The organism is Polaromonas sp., from assembly GCF_016185115.1.
In the GTDB taxonomy this organism is placed as follows: Bacteria; Pseudomonadota; Gammaproteobacteria; order Burkholderiales; family Burkholderiaceae_C; genus Polaromonas.
In genome coordinates, this window is record NZ_JACPOF010000029.1 from 256492 (window position 1) to 281183 (window position 24692).

Genomic DNA, 24692 nt, shown 5'->3' on the forward strand with positions numbered 1-24692 from the left:
ACGGCGTCACGGCCAACCTATTCAAGCTAGATTCGAAAGATGAACTGCTCAGGACACTGCAGATTGCTAAGGCTCAAATTATTAGCGGGTCTCCAAGCCCAGTAAGATTCGGATCGATTGGCTAGTACCAAGAGACGTTCACTAGGGTAAATGACGCATCCCAGAATTCAAATCTACCTTTGCGTGTTGAAGAACTTTTGCAATGCCGGTGATATAGCCAGGTTCAAAAATGGATCTACGGCGATCGTCCAGAATTGCGCCAGTATCCGTCGCGATCCAGCCGCGTGTTGCAATCGACTTGGAATCAATGGCCTTGGCTATCGCTTTCAGTTCAGAGTCTGTCAGCACTAGAACAGATTGGACTCCATGTACGATTGGCCCTTCACTTTTAGGGCGCATGTCAACATACCATTTTGTGGTGGATTTGAGCATGTTGATCTCTGCTCTAAGCTTGTCTCTCTCTCCTATCGCAAGTTGACAGAGACTACGCACCGCTGGATCCGTAATTTTTTCCAAGAATGCGTATTTGTTCTCCGGTGCAGCAATGCGTTTCCCAGCTAGTTGAGACTTCGGTCCATTGAACGCTTCCCAAGCCCGTATCAAAGTGAAGTAGTCTTTGGACTGGATATTCCAAACGGTTTTCTGTTTAAACAAATTGTTTGCTTCTGCTATGCGCGCAATGTTGGCGACGCTTAGATCTCGTGCCCCTTGAGTATGGCGGTTGTACTCTGTCAAACAAATCTCGTGTAGGCGACGCAGTTTGGCCTCCTTGTCTTTGCGGCAACCTCGTTCAAGTATGGCTTTCAGCACTTCGTCGGGGTGAACTGAATTCATCATTGCGCTCTCTTAACCTGCAAGAGTAAAGGGGTAGATCCAAGTAGTTTATTTTTTGATGGAATTACTTGTGCTAACGACGACACGCCGAGAACTTCTCTCAACGATTCCATCCGATCAATCGTTCGCGCAACCAATCGTCTGCCTAAACGTGGATTTTCGGGATTCGCACGACTCCCAAGATCACGCATGATTGCATTGCAACAAGTGAGCTGCTCTTCGTTAGAGAGATGAGCTAACTTCATGACATGTCCTTCGCGTTCAAACGCGGTGTCAAGCAGGCGAGTTAATTCAAAGACTGCATTGCCAGGCTCCAGCTCTGGCCAAAACTCGACGTCTTCAACGACCTCACAGAGCAAGACAGTACTTGAATCAACATCTTCAATAATCGTTTCCAGGGTCTTCTCATCAGCCCGACTTACTAAGGATAGCTTTCCTGGTTCTTCTGGGAGCTGGAGAACTTTTTCAATGGTCAATTGAATTGCAAGCATATCTGCAGCCAATTGTTCCAGTTGATGCATGGCAGCCAAATGGTGTCGCTCTGCCTGCGCTAACTCCTCAATTTCCATGAATGGCAGTCCAGAATTTTCTGCTCTCGCCTTCTTCTCTAAAATTTCGAATCGCTTGCGTTCTGTATCAATTGCCGTTTGACCCGCTTTGGATCTCCAGTAATTCTTATTGTTGTATGCAGCTTGCAATGCAAGAAGATGCTTTTTCCCGGAGCATTTCCAGCGGCATCTGGAGCAGTTTCTAATACCTCCCGGAACTAGTCCATGAATTCCCTTTTCTGCATTGCTATTAACCTGTGGGCCACCATTGTGGCAGCCAGCAACGTGATAGTCCCCGGCAACAGGTCCCGTATTTCCCCCGGCCAAGCAAATCCCATCTAGCATTTCCAACCAGCCAAGTGGATTGCGACTTGACGGATCCGATTGAATAACATCGCTCAGGTCGCACGCATTATTTACTACTCGATTACGAAGTTCTTCGAGCTGCATGGATTTCAAGTCTCGGATCAAAGTGTGATCCTTTTTTGCGTCCAAAACAGCAGTTGCTGACTTTAGAGCCTCTTGAAGTCTGGCCATGCCCGGCTTCACGTAGTAGATGGTCATCAGAAAATTCACGTGACCTACGATTCTCACCATCATTTCGAGTGGCATTCCCCCATCAGTGATCAAATGAGTAATCAGACTTACACGAAGACCATGCGGACTGACTAAGGCCCTTCCATCTTCTGTCAATTCGATATTGGATCCATCAGAGTGTGCTACCGACTCTTGGATAAGCAATTTTTCATAGGTGATCAGTAGATTTGTCCACGTTCTATAGCAAGAGCTATACCCAACAGGAAACATCTCCTGGCCTATTGATTCCGCGGTGCGGAGAAGGAACATAGCGTCAGGATAGGTAGAGCAAACTACTTCTGACTTACCTCTGAGCCTTCTCGATGATGGGACGTCCTTCCAAGCAACAGGTTGACCAACTGGGTTGTACTTTTCTTGCCAGCGAGCTAATTTCGATATCAACCAATAGGGATCGTCTCGGTAGTCATCCAGGTGCGGCCAAGGACATTCAAACCCTTTCTCCGAACCAACCTTATTGATATCCTGGGTTTTATTGGTGTTGAAATACAGGACGGCTGTCCCGTCTGAACCATTTCGGATTGCGCCCTGTTCTCTGGGCCTCTTCTTTGTCCCACTCGCTAAGGGGCCCGAGTTGGGAACAAACCTGCCTCCGACGTAACGAATGAGATCCGCCTCTCCGCTATCCAGCATGCGGATTTGACCTAGGCGCGCAGTAGTCTGCAATTTGAGCAAAACTGCTACCGTTCGAACCGGACTCCACATTTCCAGAACCGGTTCGTTTGAGCTAATTAATTCTCTCAAGCGCCATACGCAATCAGGATCGGACCGATCGATCCGATTTTCACTGACTTCAAACCATTCGGGAGCTTCTTTGTCGCCGCTTAGAGTCTCTTTCCCGTTCAAGCTCTGGGCTAACCGCCAGTCGGTGAAATTGGGTCCCTGAATAAGACGGCGCCTGAGATCATGAACCATCCAATAGGGCATAACAACCTTATTTGATTCACTATTTCTTTGCACGCGGTGATCTGCTCGTCTCTCTACCCGAAGAGGATTGCGAAATATTCCTAGCGTCTCAGGGACGTCATCGTCATTAGTGTCGACAAACTCGTCTTGATGAAGTATCCAATCGATGAAATCAACTATCGCATTATTGATAGCGGCACCGTGATCAGACTTCAAACCTTTTAACTCATAAAAGCTGGGAATATATTTGCTGTTGGATTTGAGTAAAAAATCTGCTGGAATTGGATAAAGACTGTTTTCGGAAAGAAACTCAAAAAATCTATGGATTCCCGTTACCAATACTGCGAAATTCCCTTTTCTTACTTTGTAGTAGGCCAATGCATACTGCCGCCATTTATCGTACTCTGGGTACATGCGTTGAATCTTGTTTAGTTCTCTATCATCTTCCATGTTGATGGAGATTCGTGATTTGACAAGTCCGGACTCTGAGTATTTTCTATAAATCGCCTTTACCCGAGATAGATTTATTCCATGCCGCTTCGTAACATCTTTATAAGCTTGACCTAAACTTATTGCTTCGGCGATGGAAAGCTCCTCTGCGTCACCCAAGGTTTTTACGCGAGGGCCAAGCACATGAGCTATTGTTTTTTGTGGAAATTTCAGCTCAACTGCAATTTCAAGGCGACTTTTGCCACTCAACTGCATGTTCCTGATCGTTTCAACTTCCTTCTTTGAAGGGTCTGGTATTGAGGCATTAACGATCTTGTGAGCCCAATTCAGATCTATTTGAAGTTCGCGAGCTATTTGTGCAACGGATTTCCCTGCATAAACGCCTTCGACAACCTTCTGTTGGATTTCAGTACCTATAAATCGGGTGTGATTTGTTGGAAGCAGCCCGACTATGCGCCGATCCACATTTAGCCGTTTCGCAACTTCAACTCTGGAGAGTCCAGCTTGCAACAAGACGACTGCGCGATTCTTAGTTGCATTAGATACGTATGCTCCCGTGGAAATGAGATCTACTGGTTCATCTTGAAGTCTGTATACATGTGTCAGTCGAACCTGAAGCGTTTCGGAAATATGCTCTGGTGATTTTTCATCTGCCAGATACGCCTTGATTTCCCCGATCTGCTTTTCATCAGGTTCTTTCATGAGCACGCTGCCGATGGAATAAGCCCGTTTAACTCCGATCAACAATTGCTTGGCTACAGTAAGAATAGATTCACCGCCCAAGACACGTTTATATAGAGCATCTTCTTTCATAGACGCTGGCAAAGGCGCTAAGGTTGGAGAGCCTGTTGCGTTTTCCAATATTCGTCTAGCATTTCCATAATCAATGCGCAAATTTCTTGCCACTGCTGCTACGCTTTCCCCACTTTCAACTCTGTCGACGAGCGTGGCTTTGATTTGTTCTGTGAGGAGTTCGCGCTTTTTACCGGGCGTCAGCTTGCCCACGGTACATCGTGATATGCCCAACCGCTTTGCAACCTCACTGTTACTCGCACCTTTTTTCACAAGCGCAATAACTTCATCTTTAGTTTCTTTTGTGATGAGGTGCGGTTTAGGTGCGGTGTATTTTCGAACCGCGCTATGGCTAATGCCGAGTTCTAAGGCGACATGAGTTTTTTTCTCTCCGTTGACCTCCACACGCCGCTTGATCTCAGCGATTAACTCGGTGGCCAATGGTTTATTGTTCGAATGGTTGGTGTAATTGGCCATTCCTTAGTCCTCAAAGTAACTTTCCAGCCTAAGTGGCTTCGGAACTTCTGCAATTGCGGAGAGCGTGTTCATGCCGGCTTTCAAAGCAGCAGTGATTTCCTTTCTTTCGGGGACGGTATAGACTTTCTGACTTTCTGGTGAGCAGTGGTGCATTACTCGTTGGATCGTGATGTCATCAACATGCCCTTTTTTCAGCCTTTGAGCATAGGCATGCCTGAATCCATGCTCTGTTGTCCCAAATCGTTTTCTGGAGACTAGACCAATTCGTTCCACCGCTCGCTTTAAGGCGCGACTGTATTGTTTAATTGTGTATGGCTTACCGACCGTCGGGCCTTGAAGATTGATAAAGGCATAGGGATGGTTTCTTTTCGCACTCGCCAGGATTGGCAGATAACGTTTCCATATCTGCATGAACCATTGGCCATAAATTTCCGGAAACCAATACACCTGCATAAATCCATCACCATCTTGAGCGTTGTGCTTCCAACCAGCATCCTTTCGAATTTTGTTTCGTGGAACCAAACCAAACACCGCTGATAAATATTGCTCCCTGGTTCCCTGTTTTCCGGAACTATTTCTCCAATTTGAGGGTGCCGTTCCATCCTGTGGGTTATGCACTAACACCAGTGCCGCATTCGAGTCCGTCGCTGCATTTACATCTGAAACATACAAATGAAATGGCTCGCTGACGCGCAATCCTCCTCCATGCATAAGAAGAGTAATCAGCATCCCTCTGTAATCGGGTTTTCCTGCAACGACAAAACCTTTGAAGAGAAGTTCTTCAAAGCGTTCATCAGGAAATTTAGGTGGTCTATCTCTCCAAGTGATGCCTTGTGGGCGACTCCGAGTCAATCGACTTGGTGAATGCTCTAATTGCCAGGCATAACCTAGAAAGGATTTACTGCGTCTATGAATATAGGCAAGGTGGTCAATGCGCTTGTCGAACTCAATTCCGTTGAACTTGGGGTTGAACTGAGTTGCATTTGTTTCGTACTCCCGACTCAGCCAGTCGAACATGTCAGTTAGCAACTTTATTGTTCTAAATACCTCACGTTCTCTTTTGCCCTCCCAGTACAGTCCACTCCCATCCAAGCCGGTTGCCTCCTCGATTGACCCGCTTTGAAGTGAATGAGCAAAGTTCCGAAATCGCTTCCAGTTCTCTTCATTTAGATCTGCATTTGCTTCCAGATACTCCAAAAATAGTTTGCATGCACGGGTGACTTTTTCCATCCAAGACAGGCTTCGCTTCTTAGACAAGCAGTACTCAGCTACTGAGAGGACCGGGCCGTTCTGACACACAAGGAGTGGAATTTCTCTTGTGGCTCCAGTTTGATCCAACTTCAAAAGCCCAGTAACGATAGAAAATGGCATCCATGAACTCCATAATTCCCTCCCATACTATGGGAAAAAAGGTGGAATATCGAATGGATTGTTATGTAAATGACGACTGAAGTAATTAAAATTTAGTTCTAAATGCCTCAAAACAAATCAATTATGGACAAAAGATTTGGGGAAACTTCACGGTAAGGGTTCAGGCCGTAGTCGAAAAAGATGTCGGGCGAATCGTTGCTGGTGATGGCGCTGCGGGCGTCTTCGAAAATAATTTCGGTTTCAAGCCGTGGTGCGTCGCCTTCAGCCGCATCCTCAAGCGTGCCCCAGCCGTCGTCATAGGCCACGCGCGCATCCTTCTCGAAGCGGTGCGCCATGCGCGTGGCCGTGCCCCTGCCCTTGATGGCATGGACGGGGATGATGGTGTCGCTCATGGCCTAATCAAAATACTGTATAAAAATACAGTCTAACAATCTGGAGCGCCTTTCACAATGACCCTGCAATGTTTGTGGCGCAACCCAGTTCGCTATCATTTAAGTAGCTGCTCACGTGCGTATCTATTGGCTTACAGCCAGATTTGATGCATTTTTTGAGCTTTTTCAAGCTTCAAAACACCTCATTTCATGCCTCCGCCGAATCCAATCACTCCCCAAAAACAGCTGTTATAGCTATAACAGCTGTTTTTGAGGGCTATCTGATCAACACATCACCATAATGGGCAAAACTCTTCTTGATATCCGCCCATGACCCAGCGCCCCCAAAACATCTACGACCACTACCACGCCCATGTGTACTTCGGCCCCGGTACGGTTGAGCAGGCTCGCGCGCTGTGCAAGGCTGCAGGAGAAAAGTTTGGTATTGCGGTCGGGCGGGTGCATGAGCGCGAGGTCGGCCCGCATCCACAATGGAGCTGCCAGCTGTCATTTAACCGCTCGCAGTTTGATGAGCTGATCCCGTGGCTGGATAGCGAACGCAGGGGCCTGGATGTGTTTGTGCACGGCCAGACCGGCGACGACCTGGCTGACCACACCACGCATGCGTCGTGGCTGGGCAATGACTACAAACTCAAGCTGGACATGTTCAGGCGTCGGGCCTGACTGCTCCCGATCCCGTCAGCCGAGTTTCAGCCGCGCACGCGCTTCGTCGTATTCGCGCTTGAGCTGCGCCACCAAAGCAGCGGTACTCTGGACTTTGGTAATCGCACCAATGCCCTGTCCACTGCCCCAGATGTCTTTCCAGGCCTTGGATTTGGAACCTTCCCCGCCGCCGAAGTTCATGGTCTTCACGTCGCCCTCAGGCAGGTTGTCGGGGTCCATGCCGGCTGCGCGAATGGAAGCCGCAAGGTAGTTGCCATGCACGCCTGTAAACAGGTTGCTGTAGACGATGTCGTCAGAGTTGCTGTCGACAATCGCCTGTTTGTAGGCTTCCACGGCGCGCGCCTCATCAGTGGCGATGAAGGCCGAGCCAATGTAGGCAAAGTCGGCGCCCATGGCCTGCGCAGCCAGCACCGCGCCGCCGCTGGCAATGGCACCCGACAGCGCGATGGGGCCGTCAAACCACTGGCGGATTTCCTGGATCAACGCGAACGGGCTTTTCACCCCTGCATGGCCGCCCGCACCAGCGGCCACGGCGATCAGGCCGTCAGCGCCTTTTTCAATCGCCTTGCGGGCAAACTTGTTGTTGATGATGTCGTGCAGCACCACGCCGCCGTAGCTGTGCGCAGCGGCGTTGATGTCTTCACGCGCACCCAGGCTGGTGATGATGATGGGCACCTTGTACTTCACGCACAGCGCCATGTCGTGGTCAAGCCTGTCATTGGACTTGTGCACGATCTGGTTGATGGCAAACGGCGCGGCAGGCTTGCCGGGGTTGGCCTTGTTGTAAGCGGCCAGCGCTTCGGTGATTTCAATCAGCCACTCTTCCAGCTGCTCGGCGGGCCGTGCATTGAGCGCAGGCATGGAGCCGACGACGCCAGCGATGCATTGCGCAATCACCAGCTTGGGGTTGCTGATGATAAAAAGCGGCGAGCCGATGATGGGCAGCGGCAGGTTGTTCAGGGGCGCGGGAAGTTTAGACATGGTTTGTGCAGTCCGTCTGTGAATAGGGAGCAGTCATCCCGGACAGGGTCCGGGATTCATGGATTGCGGATCAGGTCCGCAAAGACAAAACTAGAACGCCTCAAGCGCCAGCGCCGTCACACAGTCAGCACCTTCGACAATGCTGTCGCGCATGCCGGGCGCCTTGGTGAGCAAATGGTCTGCGTAAAAGCGCGCTGTCGTGATCTTGGCTTTCATGAAGTCTGCATCCACGCCTTTGGCAAGCTCGTCCTGTGCAGCCAGCAGCGAACGGCCCATCTGCCAGCCTGCCACGACATTGCCTGCCAGCATCAGGTAAGGCACGCTGCCTGCAAACACGGCATTCGGACTGGCCTTGGTGTTGCCGGCCACAAAATCAACCACATCGATAAATGCCTCGCGTGCAGCCTTCAGGCGTTTGGCCACAGCGACCGCATCTGCACTGCCCTGTTTGACCAGCGCCTGCTCGGTTTTTTCGATCTGCGCCGCGATGGCCTTGGCCGTCTGGCCGCCGTCACGAGAGGTCTTGCGGCCTATCAGGTCATTGGCCTGGATGGCGGTTGTGCCCTCGTAAATCGTCAAAATCTTGGCGTCGCGGTAGTACTGCGCTGCACCGGTCTCTTCAATAAAACCCATGCCGCCGTGCACCTGCACGCCCAGCGAGGTCACCTCAAGACTCATCTCTGTGCTGTAGCCCTTGACCAGCGGCACCATGAATTCATAGAAGGCCTGGTTCTGTTTGCGCACATCGGCATCGGGGTGATGGTGCGTGGCGTCATACGCTGCTGCGGCCACAGCAGCCATGCCGCGGCAGCCTTCAATGTAGGCACGCATGGTCATCAGCATGCGCTTGACGTCAGGGTGGTGAATGATGGGTGCGCTGGCCTTGATGGAGCCATCGACAGGCCGGCTCTGCACGCGGTCTTTCGCAAACGTCACAGCCTTCTGGTAAGCCATCTCTGCAATCGCAATGCCCTGCATGCCGACGGCGTAGCGGGCCGAGTTCATCATGATGAACATGTACTCAAGCCCGCGGTTTTCTTCACCGACGATGTAACCGACAGCACCGCCGTTGTCACCGTACTGCAGCACCGCAGTTGGCGATGCCTTGATGCCCATCTTGTGCTCGATGCTGACGCAATGCACATCGTTGCGTGCGCCCAGGCTGCCGTCCTTGCCGACCATGAACTTGGGCACGACAAACAGGCTGATGCCCTTGACGCCTTCAGGTGCGCCAGACACGCGGGCCAGCACGAGGTGCACGATGTTCTCGGCCATGTCGTGCTCACCATAGGTGATGAAAATCTTGGTGCCAAAAACCTTGTAGGTGCCGTCAGGCTGCGGCTCGGCCCTGGAACGCACCATCGCGAGGTCTGATCCGGCTTGTGGCTCGGTCAGGTTCATGGTGCCTGTCCACTGGCCGCTGACCAGCTTTTCGAGGTACACCGCCTTGAGCTCATCAGAGCCCGCAGTCAGCAGCGCTTCAATCGCGCCGTCACTCAGCAATGGGCACAAGGCAAAACTCATGTTGGCGGAATTGAGCATTTCACCGCAGGCAAAACCAATCGCCTTGGGCAAGCCTTGGCCGCCGTAGTCCGCCGGGTGCTGCAGGCCCTGCCAGCCGCCTTCGACGTATTGTTTGAAAGCCTCCTTGAAACCAGGCGTTGTGGTGACGACACCGTCCTTCAGGCTGGACGGGTTGATATCGCCTTCACGGTTCAGCGGGGAGGTGACGCCCTCGTTGAATTTTGCGCACTCTTCAAGCACGGCCTGGGCGGTGTCAAAGCCCGCCTCTTCAAAACCGGGGATTTCAGCAATCTGGTCGATGCTGGCCAGGTGTTTGATGTCAAACAGCATGTCCTTGAGGGGGGCTTTGTAGCTCATGTCTTGTCTCCAGAATCATTACGAACAAGCTCGCGAGGAAAGCAATTTCCCGCCGGGCCGCCCCAAGGGAAATTAGCCCCCTCGGGGGGCAGCGCATTACACGAAGTGAAAAGCGTGGGGGCGGTATTTACAGCGCAGCGACCAGCTCAGGCACAGCCACAAACAGGTCAGCCACCAGGCCATAGTCAGCCACCGAGAAGATAGGCGCCTCTTCATCCTTGTTGATCGCCACGATGACCTTGCTGTCCTTCATGCCGGCCAGATGCTGGATGGCGCCGGAGATGCCTGCCGCCACATACAGCTGCGGCGCAACGATCTTGCCGGTCTGGCCAACCTGCCAGTCATTCGGTGCATAACCTGCATCAACGGCAGCGCGGCTTGCACCCAGCGCAGCGCCCAGCTTGTCAGCCAGCGGCGTCATGACTTCATTGAACTTCTCGGCCGAGCCCAGTGCACGTCCGCCCGAGACGATGATCTTGGCAGCGGTCAGTTCAGGGCGGTCGCTCTTGGCGATTTCAGAACCGAGGAAGGTCGACTTGCCGCTGTCGGCAACGCCTGCAGGCGTCTCAATGGCAGCACTGCCACCGGTGGCAGCAGCGGGGTCAAAGCCGGTGGTACGCACGGTGATGACCTTGGTGGCGTCCGAACTCTGCACGATGGCAATCGCATTGCCGGCGTAGATGGGGCGCTCGAAGGTATCGGCAGCATCAACCTTGGTGATGTCGGATATCTGGGCAACGTCCAGCGTGGCCGCGACGCGGGGGGCAATGTTCTTGCCCGAAGCGGTGGCGGGAAACAGGATGTGCGAGTAGGTGGAAGCAATGGCCAGCACCTGTGCAGCCATGTTCTCGGCCAGGCCGTGGGCGAAGTGCTCGCCTTCGACGTGGATGACCTTGGCGACGCCGGCGATGGCGGCGGCAGCCTTGGCAGCGGCTTCTGCGCCCTTGCCTGCGACCAGCACGTGGACATCACCACCGCACTGGGCGGCTGCGGTCACGGTGTTGAGGGTGGCGGGCTTGATGGAGTTGTTGTCGTGTTCTGCGATTACGAGTGCGGTCATGTCATTTCCTTGAAAGTGGTGGATCCCGGCTTTCGCCGGGATGATTTGCGCTTTGCGTCAAATCACTTTGGAGACGTTCTTGAGTTTGTCGACCAGTGTGGCGACATCGGGCACCTTGATGCCGGCGCTGCGTTTTGGCGGCTCGCTGACCTTGAGGGTCTTCAGGCGCGGCTTGACATCGACGCCGAGGTCTTCGGGCTTGAAGTTGTCGAGCTGCTTTTTCTTGGCCTTCATGATGTTGGGCAGCGTCACATAACGCGGCTCGTTCAGGCGCAGGTCGGTGGTGATGATGGCGGGCAGGCTGAGGGCCAGGGTTTCCAGGCCGCCGTCGACTTCGCGGGTGACCTTGACCTTGTCGCCGTCGATTTCAACCTTGGAGGCAAAGGTAGCTTGCGGCCAGCCCAGCAGTGCAGCGAGCATCTGGCCGGTCTGGTTGCAATCGTCGTCGATGGCCTGTTTGCCGAGGATGACGAGCTGGGGGGTTTCTTTTTCGACCAGGGCCTTGAGCAGCTTGGCGACGGCCAGGGGCTGCAGTTCTTCTGCAGTTTCAACCAGGATGGCGCGGTCTGCGCCAATGGCCATGGCGGTGCGCAGGGTTTCCTGGCACTGCAGCACGCCGCAGCTGACGGCGATGACTTCAGTGACGGCGCCCTTTTCCTTGAGCCGGGTCGCCTCTTCGACGGCAATCTCGTCAAACGGGTTCATGCTCATCTTGACGTTGGCGATATCGACGCCTGTACCATCGGATTTGACGCGGACTTTGACGTTGTAGTCGACTACTCGTTTGACGGGGACCAGGACCTTCATTGCAGCTCCAGAAAGTTTATTAATTGACGTTTACGTAAAGGTAAGCTCTACATTCTATGTCGTGCGGCATTCATGATGCGGGGGTTCAGCCCCTTGCTGGCGGGGATAAGCCAGGGGAAAGGCCAAAAACGAACGGTCGTTCTATTTTATTATACGACGTAAGTTCCGCGTAATTAGAGCATCAGCACCAAGCCCTCACTCGCCCATTGGCGACACCTATGCAGGCCTGGTTGCCGGTTGGGATGCGCCAGGCAGTACCCGGGTATGAACCACCCGTTGCGGGTAGGGAATATCAATATTGTTCTCACGCAGGGATTTGAGTATCTGCAGGTTGATGCGCGAGCGCAGGTTGGCCTGGCCGTTCTCGGGGTCCGTCATCCAGTAGTTCAGGGTGAACTCGATGCCGTCAGGGCCGAAGTTTGTCAGGTTCACGCCGGGGCCGGGATCCCGCAACACGCGGTCCTGTGTTTCTGCGGCTTCAATCAGCAGACGCATGACCAGCTCAGGGTCGCTGTCATAACCCACGGAGATGACGGTTGATTGCAGCACACGGAGATCCGACAGCGACAGGTTTTCAATGCGTTCCGTGATGAACAGCTCATTCGGCACAATGGACTCGCGGCCCGACAGCGCCCGCACCACGGTATAGCGTGCATTGATCTCGGTGATGCGGCCTTCAAAGGTATCAACACGCACGTTGTCGCCAATGCGCACGCTGCGCTCGGCCAGCATGACAAAGCCGCTCACGTAATTGGACGCCAGCTTTTGCAAGCCAAAGCCCACGCCGACGCCTATCGCGCCGCCCAGAACGGAAAGTGCGGTCAGATCTATGCCGACCGAAGACAGCGCAACGATCAGGCCGACAAAAATCAGCACCACGCGCACCACGTTGCTCACCGCCTTGCGCAGCGAGAGCTCGCCGCCCGTGGCCGAACGCAGCAGCCTGCCCTCGATGGCAGAAGATATCCAGAGCGTGATGAGCAGCACCACACTGGCGGTAACCGCGCCTTCAAGCATGGTGCGTACAGACAGCGTCGATGCGCCGACTTTCCACTTGATCTGGTCAAGCTCGTCAAGAATCACAGGCAGCAGGCCGCTGACCCAGAGCGCCATGGCAATCCAGGCCAGCCAGGATATCGTGCGCTCCAGCGGCTTGACCCACGTCGCCGTCTTGAAAGCCACCTGCAAGACCTTCACGCCCAGCCGTATGACGGCCAGCGACACCAGCACCGGAATGGCGACGACAAACACGGCCTGCGGCACCCATCGCGCAAGCAGACCCGCGCTGATATAGGCAAAAAAGAGAAGCAGCAGCGGGAACAGGACGCCATCGATGATGCGGCGGCCAAACATGACCGAGGTGTCATCGACATCACCGGCCGCACGGCGGGCAAGGCGCACCAACAGCCAGGCCAGCAACACACATGCAACCAGTACCGCCAGTTCGATCAGCGCGGCGGGCTTAAGCAGGGCAGCAATCCATTCGTCAAGCGAGGCAACCTTGCCTGCAGGCCTCGCGCCCACGGAAGAAAAAACAGATACGGAATTCATGGCAGGTCCGGCCATTGCGGTTTCCTTTTGTCAATGAAGGCCCGAACGCCTTCCTGCGCCACCGGGTGCATCATGTTGCAGGCCATGGTCTGCCCTGCGAGCTGGTAGGCCGCTTCAATCCCGGTTTCACGCTGTTTGTAAAAAAGCGCCTTGCCCATGGCAATCGCATCTTTGGGCTTGAGCAGTATGGCCTGCAAAAGTTTCTCAAGTTCGCGATCCAGCTGCGCAGTAGGCACCACACGATTGACCAGTCCGCGCACCCTCGCTTCGTCGGCGCTGATGAACTCGCCCGTCAGAAGCATTTCCATCGCCTGCTTGGCGGGCATGTTGCGCACCAGCGGTACGCTGGGCGTGGCACAAAACAGGCCGACATCAATGCCGTTGACACCAAAGGTCGCATGATCTGCAGCGACCGCGAGGTCGCACTGCGCCACAAGCTGGCATCCCGCCGCCGTCGCCAGCCCCTGCACTCTGGCAATCACCGGCACGGGCAGTTTCTGTATTGAAAGCATCATGCGCGTGCACTGCGCAAAGAGCTTCTGGTAATAGGCCAGCTCAGGCTGCGCGCGCATCTCCTTGAGGTTGTGGCCGGCACAAAACGCCTTGCCTTCGGCAGCGATGACAACCGCGCGGGCATTCCCATCACCGGCAATGTCATCAAGCGCCGCCTGCAGTGCAGACAGCATTTCTTCTCCCAGGGCATTGAAGGTGGCAGGGCTGTTCAGCGTCAGCACATGCACACCGTCGGTCCTGCGGGTGTGCAGCAACACGGGTGTTGTTGTCATGTCCGTCACACTCCTACAAATCGGCCAGAACGCGGATGTGCGCCTCAACGCTGCGAGCCAGCGCCTGCAGGTTATAGCCCCCTTCCAGCGACGACACGATGCGGCCCTTTGAATGGCGTTTGGCCACGTCCTTGATGCGCTGGGTGATCCAGGCGTAGTCCTGCTCGACCAGGCGCATCTGGCCCAGGTCATCATCGCGATGCGCATCGAAACCGGCGCTGATAAAAATCATCTCGGGCTTGAATTCTTCAAGCCGGGGTATCCACATGATCTCTATGAGCTCACGTACATCCATGCCTTTGGTGTAAGCCGGCACTGGCAGGTTGAGCATGTTGGCGGCGGGGTGGTCCGTGCCGCTGTAGGGATAAAGGGGGTGCTGGAAAAAACTCACCATCAGCACGCGCTCATCGCCCTTGAGGATGTCTTCGGTGCCGTTGCCGTGATGTACATCAAAATCGACTATCGCCACGCGCTTGAGGCCGTGACGTTCCAGCGCATAACGCGCGGCAATCGCCACATTGTTGAAAAAACAAAAACCCATGGCCTTGTCGTGGCAGGCATGGTGGCCCGGTGGTCGTACGGCGCAAAACGCGTTTTCAAGATCGCCTGCGATCACCGCATCGGTCGCGGCCAGTACGGCACCTGATGCCCTCAGGGCGGCGTTCCAGGTGTGCACATTGATGGAGGTGTCGGGGTCAATCTGCGCATGAGTCGGGCCGCCGGCCTCTATATCGTCTGCAAGACGATCACTCAGGCCGCGCAAGGCAGCCACCATCATGCGGTCGTGCGCCAGCTCAATGTCGGCAAGCGGCGCCTGCGGCGCCTCACGCGCATCAAGCGCATCCTTCACGCCGGTTGCCAGCAGCCAGTCATCAATCGCGTCCAGCCGCTCGGGGCACTCGGGGTGGCCCGGGCCCATTTCATGCTTCCAGCAGTCCTTGTGGGTGAAATAACCGGTCGCGTTCATCTCGTAAAAATTTTGGGTTAAGGTTACAGCTATGGATGTTAAAGACAAGCTTCAGGCGCTGACAAATCAGCTTAACACGGTGATTGTCGGCAAACCCGCACAGGTGCAGGACTGCGTAGCCTGCCTGCTGGCCGGCGGGCACCTGCTGATCGAGGACGTCCCAGGCGTCGGCAAGACCACGCTGGCCCATGCGCTGTCGCGTTCATTCGGCCTGCAGTTCTCGCGTGTGCAGTTCACCGCCGACCTCATGCCCAGCGATCTCTCCGGCGTCTCCATCTATGAGCGTCAAAAAGAAGGTTTCGTGTTTCACCCCGGCCCGGTGTTTGCGCAGGTTCTGCTGGCCGACGAGATCAACCGTGCCAGCCCCAGGACACAAAGCGCACTGCTTGAAGCGATGGAAGAAAGGCAGGTGACTGTCGAAGGTGCAACCCGACCGCTGCCGGTACCGTTTTTTGTGATTGCTACACAGAACCCGCACGACCAGCTCGGCACCTACGCCCTGCCTGAATCGCAACTCGACCGTTTTCACATGCGTATTTCGCTGGGCTACCCGGACCGCTCTGCCGAACGCGAATTGCTCAAAGGCAAAGACCGCCGCGACATGGTCGACAACCTCAAGCCCCTGCTGACACCGCATGAGTTGCTGGAGCTTCAGGAGCAGGTCAGCCAGGTGCATGCGGCAGAGCCGCTGCTCAACTACCTGCAGGACCTGATTGCCGCAACGCGCTCGGGCCGCTGGTTTTTGCAGGGCCTGAGCCCGCGCGCCGGCATTGCCATCATGCGTGCGGCCAGGGCCCAGGCTTTCCTGAGCGGCCGCGACTACGTGGCGCCTGACGACGTCGCAGCCATACTGCCCCAAACGGCCGCCCACAGGCTGGTGCCTGTCAGCGATGCGGGCAGGGGATCGGTCGAACAGATACGCGCCATGCTGGATGCGGTGCCCCTGCCCTGACGGCGCCTGAACCACGCCGATGTCCGGGCTGGCAGTTTTTCCCAATCCCCTTGCGCCCCTGCGCAGGCGCATGCGCGCATGGTTTGAAAACCGCCTGTCTTTCACTGACCAGGTCGAGCTGACGCAGCGCACGGTCTACATACTGCCCACGCGCCCCGGCCTGATGCTGGTCGTCACGCTGCTGACACTGCTGGTCGCCTCCATCAACTACCAGCTCAACCTGGGCTATTTGCTGACCTTTCTGCTGGCAGGCAGCGCGGTGGTCGGCATGCATGTCTGCCACGGCACGCTGCGCGGCCTGGCCATGAACCTGACCGCGCCGCCTGCGCAATATGCAGGCGCTACAGCCACGTTTGACGTCAGGCTCACCAACACGCGGCGTAGCATTCGCCACGGCATTGGCCTCAGCGTGCTCAACCGGCCGGGTGCGAGCGCCAAAGAAGCCAGAGAAACCCACTGGGCCTGGACGGATGTGCCCGCGCAGGGGAGCAGCACGGTAAAGGTCGGCTTCACCCCACCCAGCCGCGGCCTGCACCGCCTGCCCACATTGACGGCAGAGACACGCTTTCCGCTCGGGACATTCCGCGTGTGGACTGTGTGGCGGCCCGCAGCGCAGATTCTTGTCTACCCCGCACCTGAGTTGCATGCACCGCCCCTGCCACCGGGTGAGCCCCGCTCAGGCGGCGCGGCCGTCGCCACCCAGTCGCAAAGCTCGGGCGAATTTGACGGCGTGCGCGGCTACAGGCGTGGCGACCCCATGAAACTGGTGGTCTGGAAGAAGGCCACGCGCGCAGGTGAACACTCGATAAGCGAAGACGGCGGCCTCATCGTGCGCGACACGCAACAGGCGCAGCGGCACGAACTCTGGCTGGACTTCAAGCATGCCGGCGCGCAGGGTACTGAACACAGGTTGTCACGGCTGTGCGCGTGGGTACTGAGGGCTGACAAGCTCGGGCTTGATTACGGATTGCGTTTGCCTTCTGTTGAGGTCAAGCCATCTTCCGGGGAGGCCCACAAGAGGCGGTGTCTTGAGGTGCTGGCTTTATGTTAAGGGTGTGCCCTTCACTGCCAGGCCGGGACTCGCCCCGGCGGGCGAGTTACTTTTCTTTGCTTCGCCAAAGAAACCTAACGAAAAGAAAGGCGACCCTGTTCGTCGTCCCCTTCGGGGCACCCTGCGATGCTCGGTCCAGACGGGGTCTGAAACAACTCGCTGCGCTCAAACAAGTTTCAGCCCTGATCCGTCTGGCCCTGCGCTTCTCGGCTCCTCTCCAAGGGTTTGGGGGATGGAAGACAAACAGCCGGACTCAATACAAATACCAATCTCCGTTATCTGTCATTGCGGACCTGATCCGCAATCCATTTCGAACGAAGCGGGGATGGATCCCGGATCGAGTCCGGGATGACAGAGAAAAAGTCCCTGACCCCGAATTCGTTCTTCCCAATCCCGTTGAGGCTGGGCCGAGCAGCGCAGACGGAGGCGGAAGGTCAGGCCAAACCTGTTTGAGCGCAGCGAGTTGTTTGGACTGCCGCCGGAGTCGAGCAGCGCAGGTTGCCCGTAGCGAATCGCAGGGACCCAGACGTCGGGTCGCCTTTTCTTTGGTTACTTTTCTTTTGGCGAGGCAAAGAAAATTGACTTGCCGCCGGGCAACCCCCGGCCTCTGCGTGAAGGGCACAACGTCACCCCAGCGGAGACAGCCATGCTGAAAACCATTTCAGCAAAACTCCAGCATCTCCCAAGAGACAGCCGCGACACCCTCTTCCTTCTGGCAGTCATCGCCTGGCTGCTCCTGCCCCAAACCCCCAACCTGCCCCTCTGGTGCACAGCCCTCGCAGCAGGCGTGCTGGCATGGCGTGGCTGGCTGGCCATGGGCGCCAGATCACTGCCCGGCAAATGGTGGTTGCTCACACTGCTGGCGGTCGCCATCGCCGGAACACTCGTCACCCACCGCACCATCCTTGGCCGCGACGCGGGCGTCACCCTGCTGGTGGTGCTCTTGACCCTCAAGACGCTGGAGCTGCGCGCACGGCGCGACGCCTTTGTGGTGTTCTTCCTCGGCTTCTTCTGCATGCTGAGCAACTTCTTTTATTCACAGTCCCTGCTGACGGCATTCAACATGCTGATCGGACTGTTGGGCCTGCTCACCGTGTTGGTCAATGCGCATATGCCGGTCGGCAAACCGCCTCTCATGCATGCTGCAAAGACGGCAGGCTGGATGGCGCTGCTGGGCGCGCCCATCATGCTGGTGCTGTTTCTTTTGTTTCCTCGACTCGCGCCGCTGTGGGGGGTGCCCAGTGATGCGATGGCAGGCCGCAGCGGGCTGAGTTCCAGCATGCAGGTCGGCACCATCGCCAGCCTGGCGCTGGACGACAGCGTGGCCATGCGCATCAGGTTTGAGGGGCCGCCACCAAGACAGCAGGCCATGTATTTCCGCGGGCCGGTACTCTCCGACTTTGATGGCCGCGACTGGCGGCCGCCGCGCAACAACCTGGCCATGCGTTACGGTGTGCTGCCCGAGCTCGCTGTCTCGGGCGAGCCCATCAAGTATGAAGTCACCCTGGAGCCCACCAACCGCCCCTGGCTGTTTGTCATGGAAGCCGCCGAACAAAACCCCCAGCTCGCGGGCTACCAGGCCGCCATGCAGGCCGACCTGCAGTGGCTGGTCAACCGGCCCATCACCGATATCGTCAGGTACAAGGTCCAGAGCTTCCCGGCGTTCACGCACGGCCCGCTCAAGGGTGTTGCCGGCCTGGGCGTGTTCACGGAACTGCCGACCGGCTTCAACCCCCGTACCCTCGCGCTGGCCCGCGAGATACGCGGCGACGCGCGTTATGCGAATGCAGACAGCAGCCAACTGGTACAGGTGGTGATGGAGAGGCTGCGCACGGGTGGCTACACCTACACGCTGGAGCCCGGTGTCTACGGCCAGAACACCGCCGACGAGTTCTGGTTTGACCGCAAGGCCGGCTTTTGTGAACACATCGCCTCGTCGTTTGTCATCCTCATGCGCGCCATGGGCGTGCCGGCGCGCATCGTCACCGGCTACCAGGGCGGCGAGCAGAATTCCGTCGATGGCTTCTGGGTCATACGCCAGAGCGATGCCCATGCCTGGGCCGAGGTCTGGCAGCAAGGCCGCGGCTGGGTGCGCGTCGACCCGACCTCTGCCGTATCGCCCGGCCGTACCGGCGCCTTTCAGCGGCTGGCCGCACCACAGGGTGTGGTGGCGCAGGCGCTGGGCACCATCAGCCCCGGTTTTTCACTGCAGCTGCGCGCCACTTGGGAAGCGGTCAACAACGCATGGAACCAGTGGGTTCTCAACTACACCCAGGGCAGGCAGCTGAACCTGCTCAAGGACATCGGTTTTGAGTCCCCCAGCTGGTCCGACCTGAGCTATGTGCTGATCGGCATCGTGGTGCTTGCCGCCCTCATGGGCGCGACGTGGACGCTGTGGGAGCGTGTTCAGCACGACCCCTGGCTGCGCCTGCTGAACCGCGCGCGCAGGCACCTGGCCAAAGCGGGCATCGCAAGCAACGCATCCACATCACCGCGCCAGCTCGCAGAAAAACTGAAGGCAGATTACGGCACACCCGAGGGCGGGCCGACCGAGGCGCTGTACGACTGGCTGATGCAGCTTGAAGCAGAGCGCTATGCAGCAAAACCCGAAAAGGGACTACAGCACTTGCAGCGGCAGTTCGGCACACTCAATTGGCCCGCTTGATCTCACTCGGGCGCACCTAAAATTGATGCCAACCACCGATACCCCGAAAGCTGCATGACCCACCCCTTTCCGCCTGCCCACGCTTTTCGCCCGCTGGCCTGCGTTGTGCTGGTGTTCACCGGCATGCTGCTCTCCTGCACGGCCACCGCCCAGACACCCAGAAAGCCGGCGTCAGCCAAAACCTCACAGTCTCTGGGCGCACCTTATTCCACCCGCCCCGAGGTGATGCAGTTCGCAGACGACCTCGCCGCGCGGCGCAACCTGGACCCGGCCTGGGTGCGCGACGCCATAGGCCAGGCGCGCTACAACGCCACCGTGGCACGCCTCATGCAACCGGCCGCCAGACCTTTCGTCAAGAACTGGCGCGTGTACCGCAGCCGTTTTATCGACCCGATACGCATAGAAGCAGGCGCGCGTTTCTGGCGCGCCAACCAGGCCACGCTGGAACGCGCCGAAAAAGAGTACGGCGTACCAGCAGAAATCATCGTCGGCATCATCGGCGTGGAAACCATTTACGGCCGCGATACAGGCAGCTTCCGCGTGATGGATTCGCTGGCCACGCTGGCGTTTGACTTCCCGGCAAGCCACCCGCGCGCGCAAGAACGCAGTGACTTTTTCAAGGGCGAGGTCGAGCAGTTCCTGACCCTGCAGAGCCGCCGCGGCGCAGACCCCTTCGAGCCGCGCGGCAGCTACGCCGGCGCGATGGGCATGCCGCAGTTCATGCCGTCCAGCGTCGTCAAGTACGCGGTTGATTTCGACGGTGACGGCAACATCGATTTGCTCAACAGCACGGCCGATGTGATCGGCTCGGTGGCCAGTTACTTCAGGGCATTTAACTGGCAGACCGGCATGCCCACGCATTACCCCGTCAGCTTCGACAACAGCAGGCTCGACAAGGACGCCCTCATGGCGCCCGATATCCTGCCCACCTTCAGCGTCGCCAGCTTCACCGCCAAAGGCGCGGTGATTGAAGGCCCGGCGCTGGAGCACAAAGGCCCGCTCGCCCTGATCGAGCTGCTCAATGGCCCTGACGCACCGCAGTACGTGGCCGGCACCGAGAACTTCTACGTCATCACCCGCTACAACTGGAGCAGTTACTACGCGATGTCGGTGATTGAGCTGGGCCAGGAAGTGGCGGCGCGCGTGAAACGCTGATTTGGGATTCCGTGGCAGCTGTGGGCTGCACCGGCCCTAGCGCGATTCGCTATTAAATCAATAGCTGCTTACGTACGTATTTAAAGGGCTGAAGGCCTATTTGATGCCTGAAAATGGGCTTTTCAGGCTGATTTTCAGGTATTTTTGGCGCCCAATTGCGGCTAATTGGCCCATCTCAGAAATAATGCATCAAATATAAATCATTAAGCCGATACGGATTTATATACGACGCATTAAGTCCCGGGCGACCTTAAAGCTCACACCGGCACGATGGTGATGTCCACCGTCATTGATTCTTCACCCCCGCCCTGTCGCACACCCTTGATGGGCGGGCAGGCGTTGTAGTCTGTGCCCATGGCCAGTCGCACATGGCGTTGGTCTATCAGGCAGTGGTGGGTGACATCTATGCTGACCCAGCGGCGCGTGGCGACGTCCAGGCAGACATCGCACCAGGCGTGGCTGGCCAGGTCTGGCTCGTTGGCGGCGTAGAAATAGCCGCTCACATAGCGCGCCGGGTAGCCCAGGCTGCGGCAGATGGCGACCATCACATGGGCCTGGTCCTGGCAGACGCCGGCGCCGTTTTCAAAAGCCTGCAGCGCAGTGGTCGTGACTGTTGTGCTGTTCTTGAGATAAGCCACCGCATCGGCCACGCCGTGGCTCAGCGCCAGCAGCGCCTGCAAATCCGCCCTGCCGTCCACACTTTGGGGTATGAACTTGCGCCCGAACTCGGCCAGCAGCCAGTGTGGCTCGGCCAGATGGGTGGCGCGCAAAAAGAAATACGGGTGCGGCAGGGTTTCGGGGTCGTTGAACTCGGCAATGCCCAGCGTCTCGACATCGCCTGCCGCATTGACCAGGCTCCAGCGCACGTTGTCTGCATCCTTGCCGACAAAGGTGTAGGACTGGATGGTGTTGCCGAAGGCGTCTTTCTGGATGTAGAGCTTCTCGGGCGCACCCACGCTCCAGAACTTCACCGTTTGCCCGGCGCCTGTTTGCGGCGTGAGCCACAGCGTTTGCAGTGCGTAATGCAGCGGCAGGCTGTACCTGTAATCGGTGACGTGCCTGACATGAAGTTTCATATCTTTGCAAGCACCCGACCGCAAAAAAAATTGTGACAGCGCCGCGTCGAACGAAGCGGGGTTTTCCCAAGCAGGGGCCGCGGAACCGGCTTTGCCGGGCCGCAGGCGCAGCGCCCCTCCGGGGGGCAGAGAGCTACGCGCAGCGAGCGAACGTGGGGGCTCAATTCGTTGCCGGCACGAGAAACTCGCGGCTTAAATGGGCGCCCAATTCGTTCACGCGATCAAGGAACTGCGTGAGGAAGGCATGCAGCCCGTTGGCAAGAATCTCGTCAATCCGCGCGTACTGAAGGTCAGAGCGCAACTTGCCGGCGCGGCGGCGGGTTTCGCTGGACGTGTCGCTGGTCACCATGGCGAGGTTGCTCATGACTTCGTTGAGGCAGCCCAGCAATGATCGCGGCATGTCGGCACGCAGGATCAGCAGTTCGGCCACGCGCTCGGGCTTGATGACGTCGCGGTACACCTTGCGGTAGATCTCGAAACCCGAGACGCTGCGCAGGATGGAGCTCCAGTGGTAGAAGTCGAACTCCAGGTCTTTCTCTGTCGCGAGGCCCAGAAAATCGCTTTGCACCGCGTGGAACTTCACATCGACCAGCCGCGCGGTGTTGTCGGCGCGCTCAAGGAATGTGCCCAGGCGCAGGAAGTGGAAGGCCTCATCCTGCAGCATGGTGCCGGCGGTCACGCCGCGCGACAGGTGCGAGCGGAACTTTACCCATTCAAAAAACTGGCCCGGGTCGCGTTCAAAGTCGCCGTTGTTGAGCATGCGTATGACTTCGAGAAAGGTCTGGTTCTCGGTCTCCCAGACTTCCGTGGTGAGCGTACCGCGAACGGCGCGGGCGTTTTCACGCGCATTCTTCAGGCAGGAGACGATGCTGGAGGCATTGGCTTCATCGCGCACCATGAAGTCCATCACGTCGCGCTGGTTGATGCTGTTGCCGTACTTGGCGGTGTAGGCAGGCTTGAGCTCACTGATGCTAAGCAGGCCCTCCCAGCCGACCTGGGCGGCGCCGGCCGATTGCGGCAGCATGGAGGTCTGGTAGTTGACATCCAGCATCCTAGCTGTGTTCTCTGCGCGCTCGGTGTAGCGCGACATCCAGAAGAGGTGATCTGCGGTGCGTGACAACATGATTTAGGCTCCCGCGCCTTGAGATTGCGATTGGGACTGCGACTGCTTGGGCGGTGCCCCCTCGGCTTCAAGAATCCAGGTGTCCTTGGTGCCGCCGCCTTGAGACGAATTGACGACCAGCGAGCCGTCTTTCAGCGCCACACGGGTCAGGCCGCCGGGCACCATCTGCACCTCCTTGCCGCTGAGCACAAAAGGCCGCAGGTCGATGTGGCGCGGGGCGATGCCGCTCTCGACATAAGTCGGGCAGGTAGACAGGCTGAGCGTGGGCTGGGCAATGTAGCCGGAAGGATTCTTGAGCAGCGCGGCGCGGAACTCTTCAATTTCTGCGTTGGTCGACGCCGGGCCGACCAGCATGCCGTAGCCGCCGGCGCCGTGCACTTCCTTGACGACCAGGTCCTTCAGGTTGGCAAGGGTGTACTTCAGGTCTTCCGGGTTGCGGCACATGTAGGTGGGCACGTTTTTCAGGATGGGTTTTTCACCGAGGTAGAACTCGATCATCCTGGGAACGTAGGGGTAGATGGACTTGTCGTCGGCCACGCCGGTGCCGATGGCATTGCACAGCGCCACATTCCCGCTGCGATACACATTGAGCAGGCCGGCGCAGCCCAGAGTCGATGTGGGGCGGAAGGCCAGCGGGTCGAGAAAATCATCATCCACACGGCGGTAGATCACGTCGACCCGTTTCGGGCCGCGCGTGGTGCGCATGTAGACGAAGTTGTCCTTGACGAACAGATCCTGGCCTTCTACCAGTTCAATGCCCATCTGCTGCGCCAGGAAGGCGTGCTCGAAATAGGCGGAGTTGTACATGCCAGGGGTCAGCACGACCACGGTCGGGTCGGCGGTCGCGGGCGGCGCAGACGCACGCAGGGTTTCCAGCAGCAGATCGGGGTAATGCGCGACCGGAGCCACACGATTTTCGCTGAAGAGTTCGGGAAAGAGCCGCATCATCATCTTGCGGTCCTCCAGCATGTAGCTCACGCCGCTGGGCACACGCAGGTTGTCTTCGAGCACGTAGTACTCGCCGTTGCCCTGGGCATCGGGCGCACGCACGATGTCGATGCCGCTGATGTGCGAGTAGATATTGCCCGGCACATCGACGCCCATCATCTCGGGGCGGAACTGCGCGTTCTGGAAGATCTGCTCGGAGGGAATGACACCCGCCTTGAGGATTTCCTGGTCGTGATAGACGTCGTGGATAAAGCGGTTGAGCGCGGTGACGCGCTGGACCAGGCCTTTTTCCATGCTGGCCCACTCATGGGAGGGGATGATGCGGGGAATCAGGTCAAACGGGATCAGGCGTTCAGTGCCGGCGCCATCTTCATCCTTGGCGCCGTACACGGCGAAGGTGATGCCCACGCGGCGGAAGATCATTTCAGCTTCAGCGCGGCGCGCCTGCATGGTGTCAGCCGGCTGGCGGGCCAGCCAGCGCTGGTAGCCCTTGTAGTGATCCCTGACCGAATCGGCGGTCAGGTTCATTTCATCAAACATCGGTCGGCTCATGTACTTTATCTCCGGCTGCGGTGAACGCTGTTTTGTGACTCTAGCTTAGCAAGTTATGCGCCAAAGGTTTGACCCGCAGGGATTTTTTTACATGAAGGCGCCGGAGGCCAC

The 24692-nt window shown here is 57.2% G+C and carries 18 protein-coding genes and 1 pseudogene; 5 read left to right on the top strand and 14 right to left on the bottom strand.

Translation table 11 applies throughout. From position 1 onward, the window contains the following. Positions 1-141 precede the first annotated feature (141 nt). The 4 genes and pseudogenes from gmtX to HYX42_RS20060 all read right to left on the bottom strand — a co-directional run. Complete coding sequence (gmtX, locus tag HYX42_RS20045) at positions 142-834, bottom strand: gamma-mobile-trio protein GmtX (protein WP_293406452.1); 693 nt, start codon at positions 832-834, stop codon at positions 142-144. Next, a complete protein-coding gene (locus HYX42_RS20050; protein ID WP_293406454.1) occupies positions 834-4601 on the bottom strand; it encodes a VPA1269 family protein in 3768 nt (1255 codons plus the stop codon). Before HYX42_RS20050 ends, gmtX begins: the two co-directional genes overlap by 1 nt. Before the next feature lie 3 nt (positions 4602-4604). After that, positions 4605-5972 (bottom strand): gamma-mobile-trio recombinase GmtY, encoded by a 1368-nt coding sequence (gene gmtY, locus HYX42_RS20055; protein ID WP_293406456.1) that lies wholly within the window; start codon positions 5970-5972, stop codon positions 4605-4607. Between the two features lie 149 nt (positions 5973-6121). Further along, positions 6122-6364, bottom strand: a pseudogene (locus HYX42_RS20060) (radical SAM protein); the annotation flags it as partial. A gap of 309 nt (positions 6365-6673) precedes the next feature. Between HYX42_RS20060 and HYX42_RS20065 the strand changes: the two are divergent. Next, positions 6674-7027, top strand: a complete 354-nt coding sequence (locus HYX42_RS20065) for a DOPA 4,5-dioxygenase family protein (RefSeq protein WP_293406458.1) — start codon at positions 6674-6676, stop codon at positions 7025-7027. A gap of 15 nt (positions 7028-7042) precedes the next feature. On the opposite strand, the gene HYX42_RS20070 is transcribed toward HYX42_RS20065, so the two are convergent. The 7 genes from HYX42_RS20070 to HYX42_RS20100 form a co-directional block, all read right to left on the bottom strand. Then, positions 7043-8008, bottom strand: a complete 966-nt coding sequence (locus HYX42_RS20070; protein WP_293406460.1) for a nitronate monooxygenase family protein — start codon at positions 8006-8008, stop codon at positions 7043-7045. Between the two features lie 90 nt (positions 8009-8098). After that, positions 8099-9889 carry an acyl-CoA dehydrogenase gene (locus tag HYX42_RS20075; RefSeq protein WP_293406462.1) on the bottom strand — a complete coding sequence of 597 codons (1791 nt, stop codon included), beginning with the start codon at positions 9887-9889 and terminating at the stop codon, positions 8099-8101. 127 nt (positions 9890-10016) lie between these two features. Further along, on the bottom strand, positions 10017-10949 hold the full coding sequence (locus HYX42_RS20080; RefSeq protein ID WP_293406464.1) for an electron transfer flavoprotein subunit alpha/FixB family protein: 933 nt from the start codon (positions 10947-10949) through the stop codon (positions 10017-10019). A gap of 57 nt (positions 10950-11006) precedes the next feature. Continuing rightward, complete coding sequence (locus HYX42_RS20085) at positions 11007-11756, bottom strand: electron transfer flavoprotein subunit beta/FixA family protein (protein ID WP_293406466.1); 750 nt, start codon at positions 11754-11756, stop codon at positions 11007-11009. A gap of 216 nt (positions 11757-11972) precedes the next feature. After that, entirely contained in the window at positions 11973-13307 is a 1335-nt protein-coding gene (locus tag HYX42_RS20090; protein ID WP_293406468.1) for a mechanosensitive ion channel domain-containing protein, read from the bottom strand. After that, entirely contained in the window at positions 13304-14092 is a 789-nt protein-coding gene (locus tag HYX42_RS20095; RefSeq protein ID WP_293406470.1) for an enoyl-CoA hydratase, read from the bottom strand. The genes HYX42_RS20090 and HYX42_RS20095 overlap by 4 nt, the downstream gene beginning before the upstream one ends. Before the next feature lie 13 nt (positions 14093-14105). Then, a complete protein-coding gene (locus HYX42_RS20100; protein WP_293406472.1) occupies positions 14106-15059 on the bottom strand; it encodes a histone deacetylase family protein in 954 nt (317 codons plus the stop codon). A gap of 31 nt (positions 15060-15090) precedes the next feature. On the opposite strand from HYX42_RS20100, the gene HYX42_RS20105 reads away from it, so the two are divergent. The 4 genes from HYX42_RS20105 to mltB all read left to right on the top strand — a co-directional run bounded on the left by HYX42_RS20105 (position 15091) and on the right by mltB (position 20882). Further along, entirely contained in the window at positions 15091-16011 is a 921-nt protein-coding gene (locus HYX42_RS20105; RefSeq protein ID WP_293406474.1) for a MoxR family ATPase, read from the top strand. Between the two features lie 19 nt (positions 16012-16030). Beyond that, positions 16031-17062, top strand: coding sequence for a DUF58 domain-containing protein (locus tag HYX42_RS20110; protein ID WP_293406476.1), 1032 nt, complete (start codon positions 16031-16033; stop codon positions 17060-17062). Positions 17063-17708: 646 nt separating this feature from the next. Further along, a complete protein-coding gene (locus HYX42_RS20115; protein ID WP_293406478.1) occupies positions 17709-19727 on the top strand; it encodes a DUF3488 and transglutaminase-like domain-containing protein in 2019 nt (672 codons plus the stop codon). A 225-nt stretch (positions 19728-19952) separates the two neighbouring features. Next, entirely contained in the window at positions 19953-20882 is a 930-nt protein-coding gene (mltB, locus tag HYX42_RS20120; RefSeq protein ID WP_293406822.1) for a lytic murein transglycosylase B, read from the top strand. Between the two features lie 257 nt (positions 20883-21139). Here mltB and HYX42_RS20125 read toward each other — a convergent pair whose 3' ends face one another. The 3 genes from HYX42_RS20125 to HYX42_RS20135 form a co-directional block, all read right to left on the bottom strand. Further along, complete coding sequence (locus HYX42_RS20125; RefSeq protein WP_293406480.1) at positions 21140-21958, bottom strand: transglutaminase family protein; 819 nt, start codon at positions 21956-21958, stop codon at positions 21140-21142. A gap of 160 nt (positions 21959-22118) precedes the next feature. Further along, complete coding sequence (locus HYX42_RS20130; protein WP_293406482.1) at positions 22119-23081, bottom strand: alpha-E domain-containing protein; 963 nt, start codon at positions 23079-23081, stop codon at positions 22119-22121. A 3-nt stretch (positions 23082-23084) separates the two neighbouring features. Next, complete coding sequence (locus HYX42_RS20135; RefSeq protein ID WP_293406484.1) at positions 23085-24581, bottom strand: circularly permuted type 2 ATP-grasp protein; 1497 nt, start codon at positions 24579-24581, stop codon at positions 23085-23087. Positions 24582-24692: the final 111 nt, after the last annotated feature.